Raw genomic sequence first — 15,934 nt, 5'->3', positions numbered from 1 at the left:
TATTGGCCGGGCGCTATCTTGGCTGGATATGGATGGACCCAGTGATGGGCATCGTCGGCGCGGTTGTGATCGCGCGATGGTCGTGGACACTGATGCGCGACACAGCCTCGGTGCTACTCGACGCGACCGACAATCACGTTGCCGATGAAGTGCGCGAGCTGGTCGAGGCACCGGGGGATGCCCGGATTGCAGACCTTCACGTCTGGCGGGTCGGCCCGGAAGCGCACGCCGCGATCGTCAGTGTCGTATGCGGGCAAGACATAGACGGCGACGCGATCCGCGCCCGCCTGATGCCAGTCCACGAAATAGTGCATCTCACGGTCGAGTGCCGATAGGCAGCGTGCTTCACCAACACCATAACCGACAAATCATGACGCCATCATCGATTACCTCAGGCTTCCGGTAGATCGCGTGCTGCACCGAGGTGCTTCTGGATCACGGGCATGGCCGCTTGAGCCTTTGCCCGTTCAGCAAGATCGCTACCCTGCGCCGCGTAGGCGCCATGAACCTTCAGCGCTTCCTCGTGCGCGGCGATTTGCCCGCGTTTGTAGGCCGCGTTGAACTCAACGCTCGGCGTGTTCTGCAACGTGTCCAGCATCTGAGACAAGGGGGCGTCCAGCGCGCTTCCGGTGTCGGAGCGGCCAACGATCTTCTGGTCTGACTTCACTCGGCTATGATGGTGGACCATCTGTTGCGCGAAGGCTCGCGTAGCCTGGCTCTTCGAGCGGGTCAGCGCGAGCTGACTGGAGTCGACCTCGTACTTGCTCAATGCTTCCACGGCGCTCGAATAGCCCGTGGTTTCCAACGGTGCCGGGTTCGTGCTGATCCCGGCCTGAGCGAGGGACGGCGAGAACGGCATCGCAAAGCTCGCCATGGATAGCGCGCATAGAAATACGCCTGATAACGTCCTCATTGATCTGCTCCTGACTTACTACGGCCTTAAAATGTTCAGCCCGCAGGGCGGACGATGTTGGTCTTGTCCAGCGCGGCGCGAAGCCCGCGTGCCAGCTTACGCGCGTCATCGTTTGCCCAGAAGTGCATGAAGAAGAGCCGCGGCTGATCGTCCAGCATATGGTTGTGGAGTGCGGTCACCTCGATCCCATTTGACCGTAGTGCACGAAGCACCGGATCGACTTCGGCGGCGGTCAGCACGAAATCGCCCGTAATGGCCGCCTTTCCTCCGCCGGTCGGCTGAAAGTTGAGCGCCGTTGCCGTGCCCATTGAGGCGGGTGCAGGCATTCCGCTGTCGCTCAGCTTTTCAGCTCGGGGAAAACCGAACTGGTAGACGCCTCCGTTGGGCTTGCCCTTGCCGCCCATGATCCCGTCGATCGCGGCGGTGTCGAAGTCGAGTTTGGAATCCGCGGCCTTGGCAGGCGCGGTCATCGGTGTCCGACTCTCGGCAAGCGCGGACCGCAGGTTCTTGGCCATCTCTCCCGGATCGCCGTGCCCGCCGACATGCAGGTACATCGTCGCCGGTGAGGAACGGAGCAAATGGTTATGGAGCGCCGTCACCGTGAAGCCACTCGTGAGCAGCTTGCTCATGACAGGGTTCACCTCGTCGTGCGTCAACACGAGATCGCCCATGACCATGGCCTCTTCGCCCATCGGCATGAAGGCGAGCCAGGAGCCGAGCGCCAGCGCGGGCTTGATCGCCACGCCGTCGAGCTGGACGTTCAGATCGGAGCGAGGAAACGCATAACGGCGGACCCCGTCCGGCTGCGTCGTGCCGCCCCGGCCAAGATTTTCGTCCACTGTTGCCCACCTGTTGCTGTTCGCCTGAGCTGGGGCCGTTTGCGGAGCGGTCTGGGCGACTGCCGGTCCAGCGAGCAGGGCGGCAAGCGGTAGCAACAAGTGACGCAATGCTTTTCTCCTTGGATTCGACTGGCGGGCCGCATTCGCGAATGCTCGCGACCCTATGATGTGCACCACGAATTTTCCGGGCAACATTTAGCTTGTGGTGTGAAATGATACAAGTGTACGTTAGATTTATTATTGTGATACAGAATGCCGCATGACTGACGATCCCCTTGTCAAGCCACATGACTGGCTGCTGCTGATCCCGCAGCTACCGGCCAAGCCGGCCTATCTGCGCGTGCGGGTGTGGCGGCGCTTGCAGGCGATCGGTTCTGCTCCGCTGAAGAACGCAGTCCACGCGCTACCCCTGCGTCCCGACACGCGCGCGCTGTTCGAGGAGTTGCGAGCGGAAATCACAAACGGAGGCGGCGAGGCACTGATCCTGGAGGCCCGGCTTGTCGAAGGCATGACCGGTGCGGAACTTCGCGCCATGTTCGACGCGGCCCGCGACGCCGATTATGACGATCTGGCGCGTGAGTTACGCTCGTTGACCGAAGGCGGCGAGGTGGCCCTGGCGGATACCCGGCGGCTTAGAAAGCGTCTGGACGAGATCGCCGCGATCGACTTTTTCGGCGCGCACGGGCGACAGGCTGTCCTGGCCGCCCTCGCCGACGCAGACCGCCGCGTCCATGAACATCCGGACGTAAGCGGGACGGGCGCGCTGGAGCTGACGCCCGCGGAGCTGAAGGGCCGCACCTGGGTCACGCGCCGGCATGTCCATGTCGACCGCATCGCGTCGGCCTGGCTGATCCGCCGGTTCATCGATCCGCAAGCCAGCTTCAAGTTCGTGGACGGCAAAGGCTACGTGCCCGAGCCGGAAGAACTGCGTTTCGACATGGCAGACGCGGAGTTCACGCACGAGGGCGACCGCTGCTCCTTCGAAACACTGGTATATCGAACCGGTCTCGATGCCGACCGGGCGCTGATCGCGCTAGCCGAGATTATCCATGACCTCGACATTGCGGATGGCAAGTTCGGCCGACCGGAAGCGGCCGGAATCGCCGCGTTGGTCAACGGCATTTGCGCGGGAACGGATGATGACGTGGAGCGGATTGCCCAAGGCTCGGGCGCGCTCGATGGTTTCCACGCGCATTTCACCAAACAACGTGGCGGACAGGGGGCTGGATGATGGCACATATCGGTGATTTCGCCCCCACAAGCTCGGTCATCGGAGAAGCTCGGCCACCTGAGCTGAGCTACCCCGCGCTGTTCCTGCGCTTCCTCCGTTTCGGCATGATGGCGTTCGGTGGTCCGGTGGCGCAGATCGCCATGATCAGGCGCGAGCTGGTCGATGAGGAACGCTGGATTCCAAGCGACCGGTTCAACAAGCTCCTGGCCGTGATGCAGGTGCTGCCCGGACCGGAGGCGCATGAGCTGTGCGTCCATCTCGGCATCCGTGCCAAGGGCCGTCTGGGAGGTGTCCTCGCCGGGCTAGGCTTCATGCTGCCGGGACTTGTCCTTATGCTCGCGCTCGCCTGGGCCTATACACGGTTACCGATCCAGGGGACCGTGTTCGGCGCCATCTTCCTTGGCGTCCAAGCGGCGGTCATTGCGGTTATCGTGCGCGCCATCCACCGCATCGGCGAGCACATCCTGCTCGGGCCGTGGCTATGGGCGACCGCCATCGCAGCCGCAGTCGCGTCGCTCGCCGGGGTCAGCTTCTGGATTGTGCTTCTCGCCGCCGGTGCAGTCTATGCGCTCGGTTCGACCGGCCGTTACGCACTCGCCGCGGTCGTGGTGGCGCTCGCGATCGGCGCGGCGACCCTGACCTGGACGGGTGGCACGGCCCTGGCGGGGACGACGACCGGCGTGCGGGAATCCGCTCCTACGATGGCCGCGCTTTTCTGGGCGGGGTTGAAGGGCGGCCTGCTGACGTTCGGTGGAGCGTACACAGCAATCCCGTTCATCCGGCACGACACGGTGGGCCAAGGCTGGATGACCGATGGACAATTCCTAGATGGCCTCGGCCTGTCGGGCATTCTGCCTGCGCCGCTAGTGATCTTTGCGACCTTTGTAGGCTGGATCAGCGGCGGGCTGGCCGGTGCGCTGGCAATGACGGCCGGCATGTTCCTGCCCGCATTCGCCTTTTCGCTCCTGTTCTACGATCGCCTGGAAGCCGTCGTCGAGCACAAACGGCTCCAGCTATTCCTGGCCGGGGTGGCGGCAGGTGTCGTCGGTCTGATCGTGGTGACGGTGATCGATCTTGCCCAGACCACGGCCACGCGAACACCAAACCCGATCGCGAGCTTGCTCATCTTTGGCGTCGCGCTTGCCGTCATGTACCGCTGGAAAAGCAAGCTCGCCACGCCTGTCGTTCTGGCTATCGGGGCCGCGGTCGGAGCGTTCACCCTGACCTGATGGGATAGCGACGCCCCCTGATCTCAAGTCTGAAGCAACGTCTAAACGCATGTCCGGGTTGGAGCAGTGCATATGAAGGGTAGCAGTAAAATGGGTATGCCGAACGTCCGATATATCCCGCTTCTTCTCGCCTGTTTGGCGAGCGCGGTCATGGGTTCTCCCGCCCACGCGCAGGACGACATCCAGGCATGGGGATCAGTGATCGCCACAGGACCGGTTCGCGGCGACCTCTTTCTATGGCTCGAAGCTCAGGGGCGCGCGACCGATGACGTCGGGGGGGGCAGCCAGTTCATTGCACGGACCGCGATCGGCGCGAGGATAGCACCCGACGCTCATGCAATCGCGGGTTACGCCTATATCCGTACCGACCCGGAAGGCGGCCGGATCACGAACGAACACAGGCTTTGGCAGCAGGTGCAATTCGCCGTCGTGCGGAATGGTAACGGGACCCCCCTTCTCATCAGTCGCACGCGGCTCGAACAGCGCATGCTGGAGGGTCGAGATGATACCGGGTGGCGGTTGCGACAGTTTGTCCGGGTGCAGGTGCCGATCGCGCGCCAGGGAACAGTGCAGGCAGTCGCCTTCACCGAAGGATTTTTTAACCTGAACTCGACGAGCTGGGGTGCCCGTGACGGCGTGGACCAGTGGCGTACTTTCGTCGGAGTCGGCGTACCTGTCGCGCCCCGAATGCGATTAGAACCGGGCTACCTGAACCAGCACGTCTTTCGGCGCGGAGAAGATCGCACCAACCACGTGCTGAGCGCGACCCTTTTCGTGGCGCTTTAGCCAAGCAAGCCCGGACGCAGACGAATTGCGGTTCGGGCTGCGGCTCTTATGGGCAATCTCGCCAAGTGTCACAACCGAACGGTTATGACACCGCAACAACGAAGGCTTCTGCATCTTTCGGCTCGAAAGCAGAACCACCATTCATCGCTGTCCGCGAGCGCTTACGCCGATTTGACTTCGACGCTTTGCCGGTGTTCGGCCACGATGCGCGAAACGGTGGGTTCACTGACACCGTAAGGGCAGGCCGGGGTGAAATTACGTTTCCTCAAAGAGCAAAAGGATGATTATGGCGGGCATCAATCTCGCCAGCGATTACGTCTGGTCCGATCGCCTCGATCTCGATGCCAACGGCCTCATGCCACTGCTTATCAAGCCGCTACCGTGAATCTGTGTCCGAGTAATGCACTGGGGCCATAGAGTGCCGATGCTGCTCCCTTGATAACTTCAACTTGCCCAAGGTCAGTCGGCGGTATCTGCAGGAGACCGATCGACGAGGCCTGCCCGTAAAGGGGCAAGCCATCGGCAAGGAGCTGCGTGTAGCGGCCTTCCATTCCCTGCACGCGAATATTGGCTGCGCCCAATGCGGGCGATGTTACCTGCACCCGCACGCCGCCGGTTTCCGCGACCACCATAGAGATATTGCCGGGAGCCATCGTCTGTTTTTCGTCGAGTTCCTCCCGATCGATGATCTCGACGCGTATCGGTTCGTCCTGCACGCGCCGCCCCGACCGCGTTGCCTGTACGACAATTTCGTCAGCTTCTTCGGCTTCCTCACCGTCCGATTGCTCCTGTGCCTGGACAGCGGGAGCAGTGATGATCGATGCGGCAACGGCAACGACGCTCGCAGCGGATAGGATTTTGAAGGAACGCGCGAAGCTCGATAGCATGACGAAAGTCCATCGTGTGAGATAAGGAGCGCGCCTCATGCACCCTGTAGCCGCTACAGGGTCAAGCCAAATTGGACGAACAGACGGGTGTCAGGAGCAGTCAGCTTTGACGCAGCCCGAATGAACAATTTCTGGCAGACAACTTACCTCGGATACGACCTCATTTGGGTCGGAAACTGCCTGAAGACTGAACCGCCGCGAGCGGCAGATTTGATTGAGACAGGGCAACACACCCGCTGATGCATAAATCAAAACTTTTGCATAAAATTGAAACCTAAGGAAAACCAGCCCCTTCCCTGATGCAAAAATCTGATGCACGATTTCGGCCATGATCTACGGTTATGCGCGCGTCTCAACCAACGGCCAAGACCTGGCCCAGCAGCTCGCTCAGCTCACCGCTGCCGGGTGCGTCAAAATCTACCGCGAGAAGATCAGCGGCGCGACGGCCGAGCGTCCCCAGCTCAAGCGCGCGATCAGTACGCTGGACGATGGCGACGTGCTGATGGTGACGGCGACAGACCGCCTTGCCCGCAATACCCGTGACCTGTTGAACATCCTCCATGCGGTGAAGGAGGCCGGGGCTGGCTTCCGTTCGCTGGCCGAGCCGATGGTGGATACGACTTCGCAATTTGCCGAGGTGATAATCGCGGTGTTGGGGATCGCGGCGAGCTGGGAACGGGAGCGGATCACCGAGCGCACCGCCGCAGGGCGTGTCCAGGCAAGGGCGCGTGGTGTCAAATTCGGGCGTAGGACGGCCCTTACCCCTCACCAGCAGGCCGAGGCACTGGATAGGCTCGCTGCCGGTGATACGCAGCGCACCGTCGCCGCGCTGTTCAATGTCAGCCAGGCAACTATATCGCGGCTCGTCGGGCGATAGCGCCCTCTTTACTATTCTGGCTAATTAGCGCTTTATGGCCACATGCAAACATGTGAACATGTAAGGGAAGCCACATGCCAACAATCGCGATAATCAGCCAGAAGGGCGGCGCAGGGAAAACCACCCTCGCCCTTCACCTGGCCGCAGCCGCCGAGGATGCAGGCCATACCGCCTTAGTGATCGACCTAGACCCGCAAGCGACAGCCAGCCAATGGGCGGCATGGCGCAAAGATGCCCCGCCCCTGGTGATCGACAGTGCACCCCCTCGCCTTGCCGCCAAGATCGAGCAAGCCACGAGCCAAGGCGCGAACTTTATCGTGATCGACACCCCGCCCCATGCCGACAGCGCCGCCAGTGCCGCCGTTGAAGCCGCCGACTTGGTTCTAATCCCATGCCGACCGAGCGCCTTTGATCTTGCCGCTGTACAAACAACGGCCAGCTTGGTGAAGATGCGCGGCAAGCCCGCCTTTGTGATCTTCACCGCAGGCAGCCCGACCGCCCCGCGCATGTATGATGAAGCCGCTCAGGTGGTGCAGGGCTACGGCCTTGAGGCCTGTACCCATATCATTGCTGACCGAGCCGCGTTTCGTCACGCAGCCGCTGAGGGCAAGACCGCCATGGAAATTGAACCCAATGGCAAAGCCGCCGAGGAAGTGCGAGAACTTTACAAGTGGGCATGTCAGCATGTAAACATGCAAGCATTAAAGAAACGGAGGAATGCCGCATGAGCCGCAAGGGATCATTGCTCGCGCTTCGCGACCGCGAACTCGCGCCAGCACCAAAATCCGAAGCACCGGGCAAGGCGACGATCATTCCGGCAGCGGCCAACAGTGCAACCACGACCAGCAGCGCGACCGCGCCGAGCCGTCAGGGCAAGAAGGCTATGACCGGCTATTTCAGCCCTGAAATGTCGTTCGCCATGCACATGACTGCCCGCAAGAATGGCATGAGCTTACAGGACGCAATGGGCGAGGCATTCAACGACTGGCTACGCAAGATGGGGGAAAGCCCTGTGGGCAAGTGAGCATGACCACATGCAAACATATGATATAGCCAAGCGGTTTCACATCATAACGGGTGGTCCCGGTTCTGGGAAAAGTAGTGTGATCGATGCCCTTGCGGAAGAGGGTGTCTCCCACATGCCAGAAGCGGGACGCGCCATTATTCAAGACCAAGTTGAGATTGGCGGAGACGCATTGCCTTGGGTAGATCGGGTTGCCTTTGCCAACCTGATGCTTGCGTGGGAAATGCGATCGTATCGGGAAGCATCAGCCCTGCGTGGGCCAGTCATCTTTGATCGAGGCATCCCCGATGTGATCGGTTATCTCCGGCTATGCGGGCTGTCGGTCCCTCGGTTCATGATCCGGGCCGCTGAGATTCGGCGCTATGCGAAGAGGGTTTTTATTGCCCCTCACTGGCCAGAAATTTTCACTCAAGATGCAGAACGGAAACAGACGTTAGCCGAGGCCCAAGCAACGCATGAGGCTATGACAGAAGTCTATACTGAACTTGGGTATGAACTTGTCCCGTTGCCTTTGATGTCAATTGCAGATCGCGTGAACTTCATTCGTGGACATGTTTGCATGTGAACATGCTCACTTGCCCGCAAAAGGTCCGGCTCAGCGTAATGGCTTGCGTTCGTGCCGTTTCTTACAGAAGCCAAGGAAGGCGGCGCGGGGACTTTTCAGTTCGGGCTTGCCCATGTCGTGCCACCACGACACCCATTCGTCATAGAGCGCGTAAACGTCATAGCCAGGTGCCGCCGTCTTGGCATCGTGCATGGTTTCCGGGTCGATATAGGGCGCATCGTCGGCGATAGCGACTGGATCAGGCTTGCCCTTGAGGCCGGAGCGATTGCGGAACAAGATCACGTCATCGTCCATCGTCACCGCATAGTCGGGGAAATGGCCGTGGCTGGCGTCATGCTCGCAGACCTTCTTGACCAGGGCGCGGAACACCCGAAGCGGGCTGTTGGAGCCGCATTTCTTCTGGAGCAGCTCCAGCCCGATCTTCCATTCGTCCTTGATGCCGCAATGCTTGCGGGCCAGCTCATACATGCGCCGCTCGAATGGCTTGCGGAGCCGGAAATAGTCCCGGTGAAGGGTCAGGACATTCTTGCTGATGACGGAGCGATACACCCATTCCGACAAGGTGATCTCGAGATCGAGCATCCGGCCATCGAACGTCTTGCGTGTGATATTGGCCTCTTCGATCAGGCCGAAAATCCGTGTCTCTTCGACGCCGCCAGTGCGGATATTGGTCCGTACAGTAGTTCCGCGCAGGCGGGTGAGCGCGTCGGTCATCAGCCGATAGCCCTCGCCGCTGGTTTGTCGGTTGGTAGCGACGAGCATGTCATAGGCTTGCAAGCGAACGGTGCGGCTAGGGGCTTCACCTTGGTTCATTTTGGCGATGAGCTGCGAAATGCAGTAGATTAGAATGTCTTTGTCGTGGATCGTTGCCAGACCCTTCCCCGAAGGGATAATCTCAATGACATTGCCATTGTGTTCATAGCGCCGCGTCCGATTGTCAGGCTTGGTCGAGAGCGAGAAAACAGGATGCTCCATCGAGGCCATGTCATCTTTGGGGATGGCATCGAGAACATCGCAGATGAACAGGTCCTGGTTAGGGTGGCGCACCGGCAGCAGAGGCGTGCGATCGTCGCCGTCCACGGCCATGGCAGGCACGACATCAAACAGGGTAGGGGCGGGGTCTATCGTCATTTCACTGACGGAGGACTACTATCGTCATTTCACATACGCAAGAGGATTATCGTCATTTCAGATTCACCCCATGCGCTATCGTCATTTCGATTACACTTCGGGAGCAGCAGGCTATCGTCAGAGTAGATTCACCTTATCGTCACTCTGGAATCGGTTTTTCGTCATAGCTGATTCACGCGCCGCCCAAAACGACCTGGTTTTTTCTTATATTTCATATGGATGCAGAGAACCCGAAAAGGCGTAACACATCACTTAACCCATATTTTAACACTAGGCTGACCTGTGGATAACTTTACGAGAGCCAACTCGGTTGGGGTAATGGAATTTGGAATTGGCCTACCGGCCAATGCGCTGTTTGATGCGTGACGGCGATGCCGTCACAGGAGCGGCCTACGTCCGCTAGGCTTCCGAGGGGAAAGTGGGGCGGGTTCATCGCTCAATCGCGCCCTAGCGCCGTGTGGAGGGGTCCAGGGCGGGCAGGAGGCGAGGCTATGGCTTTTTCCCTTCCGCTGCGCCATTGGCGACCATTGCGCGCCCTGTGGCCGCTCAGCCGGGATCGGCCAGCCCTGCAAACTCGCGCTGATCGTAATATCGGATCTTCTCCACGATCAATGGGGCCTGCCCCTGAAGCATCAGCAGTTGATCGGTGGGCGGCATCCGCATGATTTCGTCGGGGTTCATGAGATTTCGGGCGCTGATGTGCGTGCTGGCCGATTCCGTGAGTTTCGCCCCGCCGATCCTGCTGCCCTGCGAATAGCCCGCCGTCTGATATTCGAGGGTTTCCTGTCCCAGCGTCTTCGACAGCAATTCGGCGGTGGCGAGGTCGTTCACCCCGAAGGCCTGGAACACCCCCGCATTCGACATGAAGGTGCCCGCGCGCTCGCCATAGAGGGCGCGCAACTGGTGCATGTCCTGCAAGATCGGCCAGAGCTGCAACCCATATCCGGCCATCAGCCCCATGGCCCGCTCGACAGGTTCGAGCCTGCCCAGGGCGGCGAACTCATCGAGCAGGAACAGGACGGGCCGCGCCGGTTTGACCGGCGAGCGGGCCATGTCGGTAAGCGCCTGGGCGACCAGCAGGCGCAACCAGCGCGAATAGGCGTCGAGCCGGTCAGGGGGGAGACACAGAAACACCGTGGAAACCCCCTCTTTCAACCCCGCGAACGTGAAGTCGGATGCGGCCATGCTGGCGACGATCCGGGGGCTGTCGAGAAAATGGGTGTGCCGCTGGGCCGACGACAACACCCCTGCGGCCTCGCGATCGGACTTGCCGAGCTGGCGGTTGGCGGCGCGGGCGATCAGGCCACCGGCGCCGCGGCTGTCCTGCATCAGGGTGAGCAGATCGGCGAACCCCTTGGGGGCGAGCGTCAGATATTCGCGCACCGTCGCCAAGGTGCGATGCTCGCGGTCCTCATGGACTACGGCATAGAGGATCAGCCCGGCAATCAGCGCCTTGGCTTCCTCGTTCCAATGGGCATCGCCACTCTGCCCCGCTGGATCATGCACCAGGGCGTCGGCCAGCGTCATCGCATCTTCGGCCAGGTCGAGGCTGGCCGGGTCGAGACGGTCGAGCGGATTATAGCGGGCAGGGGGTTGCCCGGACACCTCGAACGGGTCGAGGCACCAGACCTTGCCTTTGGTGGCGCGCGCCCTGGCGGTGACGCGGGCATTCTCCCCCTTGGGGTCGATGCAGATCACCGAGCGGTCGAGGGTCAGCAGATTGGGGATGATGGTGCCGACGCCCTTGCCACTGCGCGTCGGGGCCATCGTCAGCAGATGGGCGGGACCACCATAGCGGAGCAGCTTTCCCGATTTCGCCGATCGACCGATCAGTAGATCGCCATCGCCGGATTCCAGGCCGCGCACATCGTCACGCGATCCGAAGCGGGCCGAGCCGAGCAGCTCATTGCGACCGGCTCGGCTGTTGATCCGCCAGACCGCGACCATCACCAGGGCGAACGCGCCCCAGGCGATGATGCTGGCGAGAACTTCCGGCAGCAGCTTGCCGACCAGATATTGCACGACCAGGCACACGACAAATGCGCCGACGATCGCGCGAACCCATCCTATCCCCCGATCGCCCCCGACCAGTGGGCCTGCCATCATTCCTTCTCCTTCAGCCGCTTCAGCAGAGGGGCCATCAACGCATGGTCGCGCTCACGGGTCAGGAACATCGGCAGTTCGCGTTGCAGCAGGGGCGCGAGCTGGCGACCGGTGGGCGTGTCCTCGTCTAGGTGATGGAGGATGAACGCGCCAAGCATGATGCGCTCGCGGGTTTCGGCCTTGCGACGTTCGGTCGAGACGCGGGCTTCCAGCGCCTTTCGCCGCTCGCGCAACTTGCGCTCATCCTCGCGCATTTTTTCAAGGCGCTCTTCAACGGGTGTCCGTGCCATCGCTTCCTCCTATGGCAATTCGCTATAGCAAACGAAACGCCATGAGGCTACCTTATGAAGATAAGGGCACGCTTATACATTGGTTCCCAATGTGCGTGGTCCTAGTGGGGGCTTTGCCCCCGCCGGACGGCTCCCCCTTAAGTGCAGTAAGGCAGAAGGGCGCGGCGTCGTGGCGATCTACCATTGTTCGGTCAAAGTGATCTCGCGGGCCACCGGGCGCAGCGCGGTCGCCGCCGCCGCCTATCGGTCGGGCGAGCGGCTGACCGACGAGCGCCTGGGCAAATGTCACGACTACACGCGCAAGTCGGACATCGAGCATCGCGAGATCATGGCCCCGGATCGTACGCCCGACTGGATGCTCGATCGCGCCCGGCTGTGGAACGGCGTCGAGGCGGCGGAGCGGCGCAAGGACGCCCAGCTTGCCCGCGAGGTGGAAATCTCCCTTCCGCGTGAGCTGGACGCGGAGGGGCGGCGCGCGCTGGTCGAGACCTATGTGCGCGAGCAGTTCGTATCCCAGGGCATGATTGCGGACGTGTCGCTGCACCGGGGCCATTCGGCAGACGGGCAGGAGCAGCCGCACGCCCATGTCATGCTGACCATGCGCGACCTGACCGGCGAGGGGTTCGGGAAGAAGAACCGGGACTGGAATGCAGCCGAGCGGCTTGAGGGGTGGCGTTCGGCCTGGGCCGACCATGCCAACCAGGCGCTGGAACGCGCCGGGTGTGATGAGCGCATAGACCATCGGTCGCTCAAGGATCAGCGTGAGGCGGCGCGGACACGTGGTGACGCGGAGGGGCAAGAGGATTTAGGCCGGGAGCCGCTGGGCAAGGTGCCGTTGTCGGCGGTGGCGATGGAGCGCAAGGGCAGGCCCACCGAGCGCGGCGACGAACAGCGCGGGGTGCAGGCGCGCAACCGGGAGCGGCGCGAGCTGACCCAGCAGCTTCGCGAACTCAGCGCCAGGATCGCGGAAACCATGCGCGGCATTGGCGACAAGGCCAAGGACATGGCGCAGGGGCTGCGCGACCGGCTCAGCGCGGCATGGGGCAGTCAGGACCAGGCCGACGATCGCAGTGCGGCCGAGCGGATCGCAGAAGCGACGGCGCAGCGTGTGGAGCGGGATAAGGATACCCCGGAGCCGGGCAGCGCCGCCGAGCGCATCGCGTCGCGCATCGGGAGCAAGGGCGGCGGGGCGGATCACGACCAGGCTGAGCGCGATCGGGAGCGCATCAAGGATAAGGACCGCGAACGATGAGCGACGACAGCGACGATCCGGTGATGCAGTTGCTAGCAACCCAGCGCGCCGTGCTGGGCGCGGTCGAGAATCTGGCGAACCAGGTGGAGGCGATGCAGTCCAAGGTGGACGCCATGAGCGGTGTGCTGGCCCAGATCGTCGTCGGCAGTGCCGGCGCAGCCCTGCCGACGATGAAGGGCGGTGCAGGTCGGGGTATGACAATCGGCGATCGGTTCAGAGCCGCTACCCCCGACGAGGCTGCGGCTGATCCCGAGCTGGCGGCGGCACAGGCACAGGTAATGGCGATGGAGGAGTTGGCACGGGTACAATTTCCCGATCGCCCGCATATGCCGGAAATGGTGCGCAAGGCAGGCCGAGAGCAGATCGCCAGATTGCTCGATAAGGGGGACACCATCATGGGGTCGGTCCCGGACAAGGGACGAGAACTATGAAGCAAATAGCAGTCTTGCATTCTGTATTACACTGCAATACCAGAACATACGAAGTACGACGGGGTGCCAGTATGGCTGACGATGTAGTGGTGACGGTGCGAGTGCCAAAAAATTTGGTGCAGCGAGCACGGCAGGTTGCCGATAGCCGAGACGAAACCATGAGCCAGGTCATCAGACGTAGTTTGCGCGGCTATGTCGGTCGAGCACCCAAACCAATCGAAAATGAGGACGCAGCCTAATGTCAGATCCCAAGCGTAAGCCATCTCGCAAGGCCCGCGACCTTAGCCCTGCGTCTCTTGATCTTCTTAGCGTCGCCGGGAATGGCGGGTTTAAGACTGTGCTTGCGGATCCCCCTTGGCAATTTCAAAATCGGACTGGCAAGGTTGCCCCGGAGCATCGTCGGCTCAATCGATATAGCACCATGACGCTGGATGAAATCTGCGAACTGCCCGTCGCTGATTGTGTTGATGCGACTGCTCACCTGTACCTATGGGTGCCCAACGCGCTGTTGCCAGACGGGCTGCGTGTCATGCGGGAATGGGGCTTCGAATATAAATCGAACATCATTTGGCGGAAGATCCGCAAGGATGGCGGTTCCGATGGGCGTGGCGTCGGCTTCTATTTTCGCAATGTGACTGAGATCATTCTCTTTGGCGTTCGTGGTAAGAACGCGCGCACGCTCGACCCAGGCCGGACCCAGGTCAATTATATTGAGAGTAGGAAACGTGAGCACAGCCGGAAGCCTGATGAGCAATATCCTCTGATTGAGGAATGCAGCCCCGGTCCTTTCTTGGAGATGTTTTCACGTGGCACACGGCCAGATTGGACCGTGTGGGGCAATCAGGCCGATGATGCTTATGAGCCTTCTTGGCCTACCTATTCTCACCATTCTCGGGCGGATTTTCCGGTAGCGGCGGAATAGGGGTATCGGGGATTTCCTCCTCTTCGTCACCTTCGGCAATCGCTTCGATGTCGAGGTTCTCGTCAAAGGTGACGATAGAGCTAGGAAGGCCGATCAGCAAAAGGGGGCACGGATTTCCAACGCCACGATGCACGCGGTCTTCCAGTTTGCGCCAGTGCGTGGTCGCTGCACCGTATTTGTCTTTGACGAAGCTCAGCGACCAAGCATCAGCGTATGTTGCGCCCCCGGCCTTCATTCGGCGGGCAACATCAGCGCGCTGCCTTGGAGTGGGTGTCAGGCCCAAAGCGCCTAGATCTTCGGTAGAACTTAGCCCACGCTCAACGGCGAACCGACGAACAAGCTGCACCATTTCATCCTGTAGGCTTGCGCCTCGGGTAACGATCACCCCCACGCTTATCGCCCCCTCCGCATGAAGCCGCTTAAAATTCTCCAGATCTCGGTCGAAGAACGGGTCTTTGTTGTTCCATTCGATTTCGAGCGCGATCACCCGGCCATCAGGAAACGTCCGGACATGATCGACTTCATGAGAGATGGACTCCTTCTGGACGCCGTTGATGCGCTTCTCGATTGTGAAATTGACCTTGTGCCATCCCAATTCGGCCAATGCGCGGCGGAGCCGCTGGGTGCCTTTGGTTTCGCCCCCGCCTGATCCGATAATCTCCTCGATCGGGATGGATAGCGCGCTGAGCGCGGCCTCCAATTCACCGATCGCGTCCGGGAAATCGACGCTGAGGATGGCGGTTGCGTGGCTGTGGAACTGGATTTGGAAGCCGCGTGCGGCCAGATCTTCAAACATGCTCATCCGATGCCGATTCTAAGAGGCTGTGTCAGAACGCTGACGTAACGGTGGACGGCCGAGTTTCGATATGATTCCGAGGGGTTGCGACACCAACCTTGGAAGCCATCATGTGGAACCCGACCGCCCGCGCACATCATAGCCGCGCACAGCTTCGCTATGGAAGCGATCTTACCGATGCAGAATGGCATTTGATTGAGCCGTATTTGCCCGCGCCGTGCCAATGCGGACGGCGACGGCGTTGGCCGATGCGGGAGATCATCGAGGCCATTTTCTATTTGCTGCGGGCAGGTTGTCCTTGGCGGCTTTTGCCTGACAGCTTTCCGCCATGGCGCACGGTCTACCGCTGGTTCTGCACTCTGCGTGACGATGGGACATTCGAAAGTCTCAACCACCATCTTGTCCAGATCGACCGTGTCCGAACGGGGCGAGAACCGATGCCGTCAGCGGCGGCCATCGACAGCCAGAGCGTCAAGACGGCGTGAACATAGCCAGCGCCTTCCTGCTCTCGGGTGGGCATCACCACGGGCACGATCATCATCATGGACACGATCACGGCCATGCTCACGGCACGCATGGTGGCGATAACAACATGCGCTCGGCCTATGTCCACGTCCTCGCCGACGCGCTCACCTCCGTCCTTGCCATCGCGGCGCTA

18 protein-coding genes and 2 pseudogenes are annotated in these 15,934 nt (G+C 61.1%); 13 read left to right on the top strand and 7 right to left on the bottom strand.

Annotated elements, in window-relative coordinates; all coding sequences use genetic code 11:
- Positions 1 to 335, top strand: a 335-nt coding sequence (locus SAB01S_RS18305; protein WP_169802587.1) for a cation diffusion facilitator family transporter, incomplete at its 5' end; no start/stop codon positions are given.
- Positions 336 to 391: 56 nt separating this feature from the next.
- Here SAB01S_RS18305 and SAB01S_RS17515 read toward each other — a convergent pair.
- Positions 392 to 874 carry a DUF4142 domain-containing protein gene (locus SAB01S_RS17515; RefSeq protein ID WP_062734594.1) on the bottom strand — a complete coding sequence of 161 codons (483 nt, stop codon included), beginning with the start codon at positions 872 to 874 and terminating at the stop codon, positions 392 to 394.
- Between the two features lie 74 nt (positions 875 to 948).
- The gene (locus SAB01S_RS17510) at positions 949 to 1,752 is read right to left on the bottom strand and encodes a DUF1259 domain-containing protein (RefSeq protein WP_234422446.1); all 804 of its coding nucleotides are present in this window, start codon (positions 1,750 to 1,752) and stop codon (positions 949 to 951) included.
- Between the two features lie 259 nt (positions 1,753 to 2,011).
- Between SAB01S_RS17510 and SAB01S_RS17505 the strand changes: the two genes are divergently transcribed.
- The 3 genes from SAB01S_RS17505 (at position 2,012) to SAB01S_RS17495 (ending at position 4,998) form a co-directional block, all read left to right on the top strand.
- Complete coding sequence (locus SAB01S_RS17505; RefSeq protein WP_245646521.1) at positions 2,012 to 2,983, top strand: chromate resistance protein ChrB domain-containing protein; 972 nt, start codon at positions 2,012 to 2,014, stop codon at positions 2,981 to 2,983.
- Positions 2,980 to 4,212 (top strand): chromate efflux transporter, encoded by a 1,233-nt coding sequence (gene chrA / locus SAB01S_RS17500; RefSeq protein ID WP_174525681.1) that lies wholly within the window; start codon positions 2,980 to 2,982, stop codon positions 4,210 to 4,212. Before SAB01S_RS17505 ends, chrA begins: the two co-directional genes overlap by 4 nt.
- Positions 4,213 to 4,284: 72 nt before the next feature.
- Positions 4,285 to 4,998 (top strand): DUF2490 domain-containing protein, encoded by a 714-nt coding sequence (locus SAB01S_RS17495; protein WP_062734592.1) that lies wholly within the window; start codon positions 4,285 to 4,287, stop codon positions 4,996 to 4,998.
- Positions 4,999 to 5,366: 368 nt separating this feature from the next.
- On the opposite strand, the gene SAB01S_RS17490 is transcribed toward SAB01S_RS17495, so the two are convergent.
- Positions 5,367 to 5,885, bottom strand: a complete 519-nt coding sequence (locus SAB01S_RS17490) for a TonB-dependent receptor plug domain-containing protein (protein WP_062734590.1) — start codon at positions 5,883 to 5,885, stop codon at positions 5,367 to 5,369.
- A gap of 328 nt (positions 5,886 to 6,213) precedes the next feature.
- Here SAB01S_RS17490 and SAB01S_RS17485 point away from each other — a divergent pair, with 328 nt between their 5' ends.
- From SAB01S_RS17485 to SAB01S_RS17470, 4 genes are all read left to right on the top strand, one after another.
- On the top strand, positions 6,214 to 6,762 hold the full coding sequence (locus tag SAB01S_RS17485; RefSeq protein ID WP_062734589.1) for a recombinase family protein: 549 nt from the start codon (positions 6,214 to 6,216) through the stop codon (positions 6,760 to 6,762).
- A gap of 74 nt (positions 6,763 to 6,836) precedes the next feature.
- Positions 6,837 to 7,490: a ParA family partition ATPase gene (parA, locus tag SAB01S_RS17480; RefSeq protein ID WP_062734587.1), complete on the top strand. Its 654-nt coding sequence runs from the start codon at positions 6,837 to 6,839 to the stop codon at positions 7,488 to 7,490.
- Positions 7,487 to 7,786, top strand: coding sequence for a ribbon-helix-helix domain-containing protein (locus SAB01S_RS17475; protein WP_062734586.1), 300 nt, complete (start codon positions 7,487 to 7,489; stop codon positions 7,784 to 7,786). The genes parA and SAB01S_RS17475 overlap by 4 nt, the downstream gene beginning before the upstream one ends.
- Positions 7,787 to 7,796: 10 nt before the next feature.
- On the top strand, positions 7,797 to 8,351 hold the full coding sequence (locus tag SAB01S_RS17470; protein WP_062734584.1) for an AAA family ATPase: 555 nt from the start codon (positions 7,797 to 7,799) through the stop codon (positions 8,349 to 8,351).
- A gap of 30 nt (positions 8,352 to 8,381) precedes the next feature.
- On the opposite strand, the gene SAB01S_RS17465 is transcribed toward SAB01S_RS17470, so the two are convergent.
- From SAB01S_RS17465 to SAB01S_RS17455, 3 genes are all read right to left on the bottom strand, one after another.
- Entirely contained in the window at positions 8,382 to 9,482 is a 1,101-nt protein-coding gene (locus tag SAB01S_RS17465; RefSeq protein WP_062734583.1) for a replication initiator protein A, read from the bottom strand.
- Between the two features lie 546 nt (positions 9,483 to 10,028).
- Positions 10,029 to 11,588, bottom strand: a complete 1,560-nt coding sequence (locus SAB01S_RS17460; protein ID WP_439646694.1) for a type IV secretory system conjugative DNA transfer family protein — start codon at positions 11,586 to 11,588, stop codon at positions 10,029 to 10,031.
- Positions 11,585 to 11,875: a hypothetical protein gene (locus SAB01S_RS17455; RefSeq protein WP_062734581.1), complete on the bottom strand. Its 291-nt coding sequence runs from the start codon at positions 11,873 to 11,875 to the stop codon at positions 11,585 to 11,587. The genes SAB01S_RS17460 and SAB01S_RS17455 overlap by 4 nt, the downstream gene beginning before the upstream one ends.
- Before the next feature lie 169 nt (positions 11,876 to 12,044).
- Here SAB01S_RS17455 and mobQ point away from each other — a divergent pair, with 169 nt between their 5' ends.
- From mobQ to SAB01S_RS18300, 3 genes are all read left to right on the top strand, one after another.
- Positions 12,045 to 13,127, top strand: coding sequence for a MobQ family relaxase (gene mobQ, locus SAB01S_RS17450; protein ID WP_169802585.1), 1,083 nt, complete (start codon positions 12,045 to 12,047; stop codon positions 13,125 to 13,127).
- Positions 13,124 to 13,558, top strand: coding sequence for a hypothetical protein (locus tag SAB01S_RS17445; protein ID WP_062734577.1), 435 nt, complete (start codon positions 13,124 to 13,126; stop codon positions 13,556 to 13,558). Before mobQ ends, SAB01S_RS17445 begins: the two co-directional genes overlap by 4 nt.
- A gap of 238 nt (positions 13,559 to 13,796) precedes the next feature.
- Positions 13,797 to 14,480, top strand: coding sequence for an MT-A70 family methyltransferase (locus tag SAB01S_RS18300; RefSeq protein WP_083951443.1), 684 nt, complete (start codon positions 13,797 to 13,799; stop codon positions 14,478 to 14,480).
- Here SAB01S_RS18300 and SAB01S_RS17435 read toward each other — a convergent pair.
- Positions 14,431 to 15,276 (bottom strand): BglII/BstYI family type II restriction endonuclease, encoded by an 846-nt coding sequence (locus tag SAB01S_RS17435; protein WP_062734598.1) that lies wholly within the window; start codon positions 15,274 to 15,276, stop codon positions 14,431 to 14,433. The genes SAB01S_RS18300 and SAB01S_RS17435 overlap by 50 nt on opposite strands.
- 110 nt (positions 15,277 to 15,386) lie before the next feature.
- On the opposite strand from SAB01S_RS17435, the pseudogene SAB01S_RS17430 reads away from it, so the two are divergent.
- Both SAB01S_RS17430 and SAB01S_RS18945 read left to right on the top strand, forming a co-directional pair.
- Positions 15,387 to 15,755 (top strand): annotated as a pseudogene (locus tag SAB01S_RS17430) (transposase); the annotation flags it as partial.
- A gap of 2 nt (positions 15,756 to 15,757) precedes the next feature.
- Positions 15,758 to 15,934, top strand: a pseudogene (locus SAB01S_RS18945) (cation transporter); the annotation flags it as partial.

The organism is Sphingobium abikonense NBRC 16140 (assembly GCF_001598335.1).
GTDB classification, from domain to species: domain Bacteria; phylum Pseudomonadota; class Alphaproteobacteria; order Sphingomonadales; family Sphingomonadaceae; genus Sphingobium; species Sphingobium abikonense.
The sequence above is the reverse complement of the archived record's forward strand: the minus strand, read 5'-3'. Positions and strand labels throughout refer to the sequence as shown.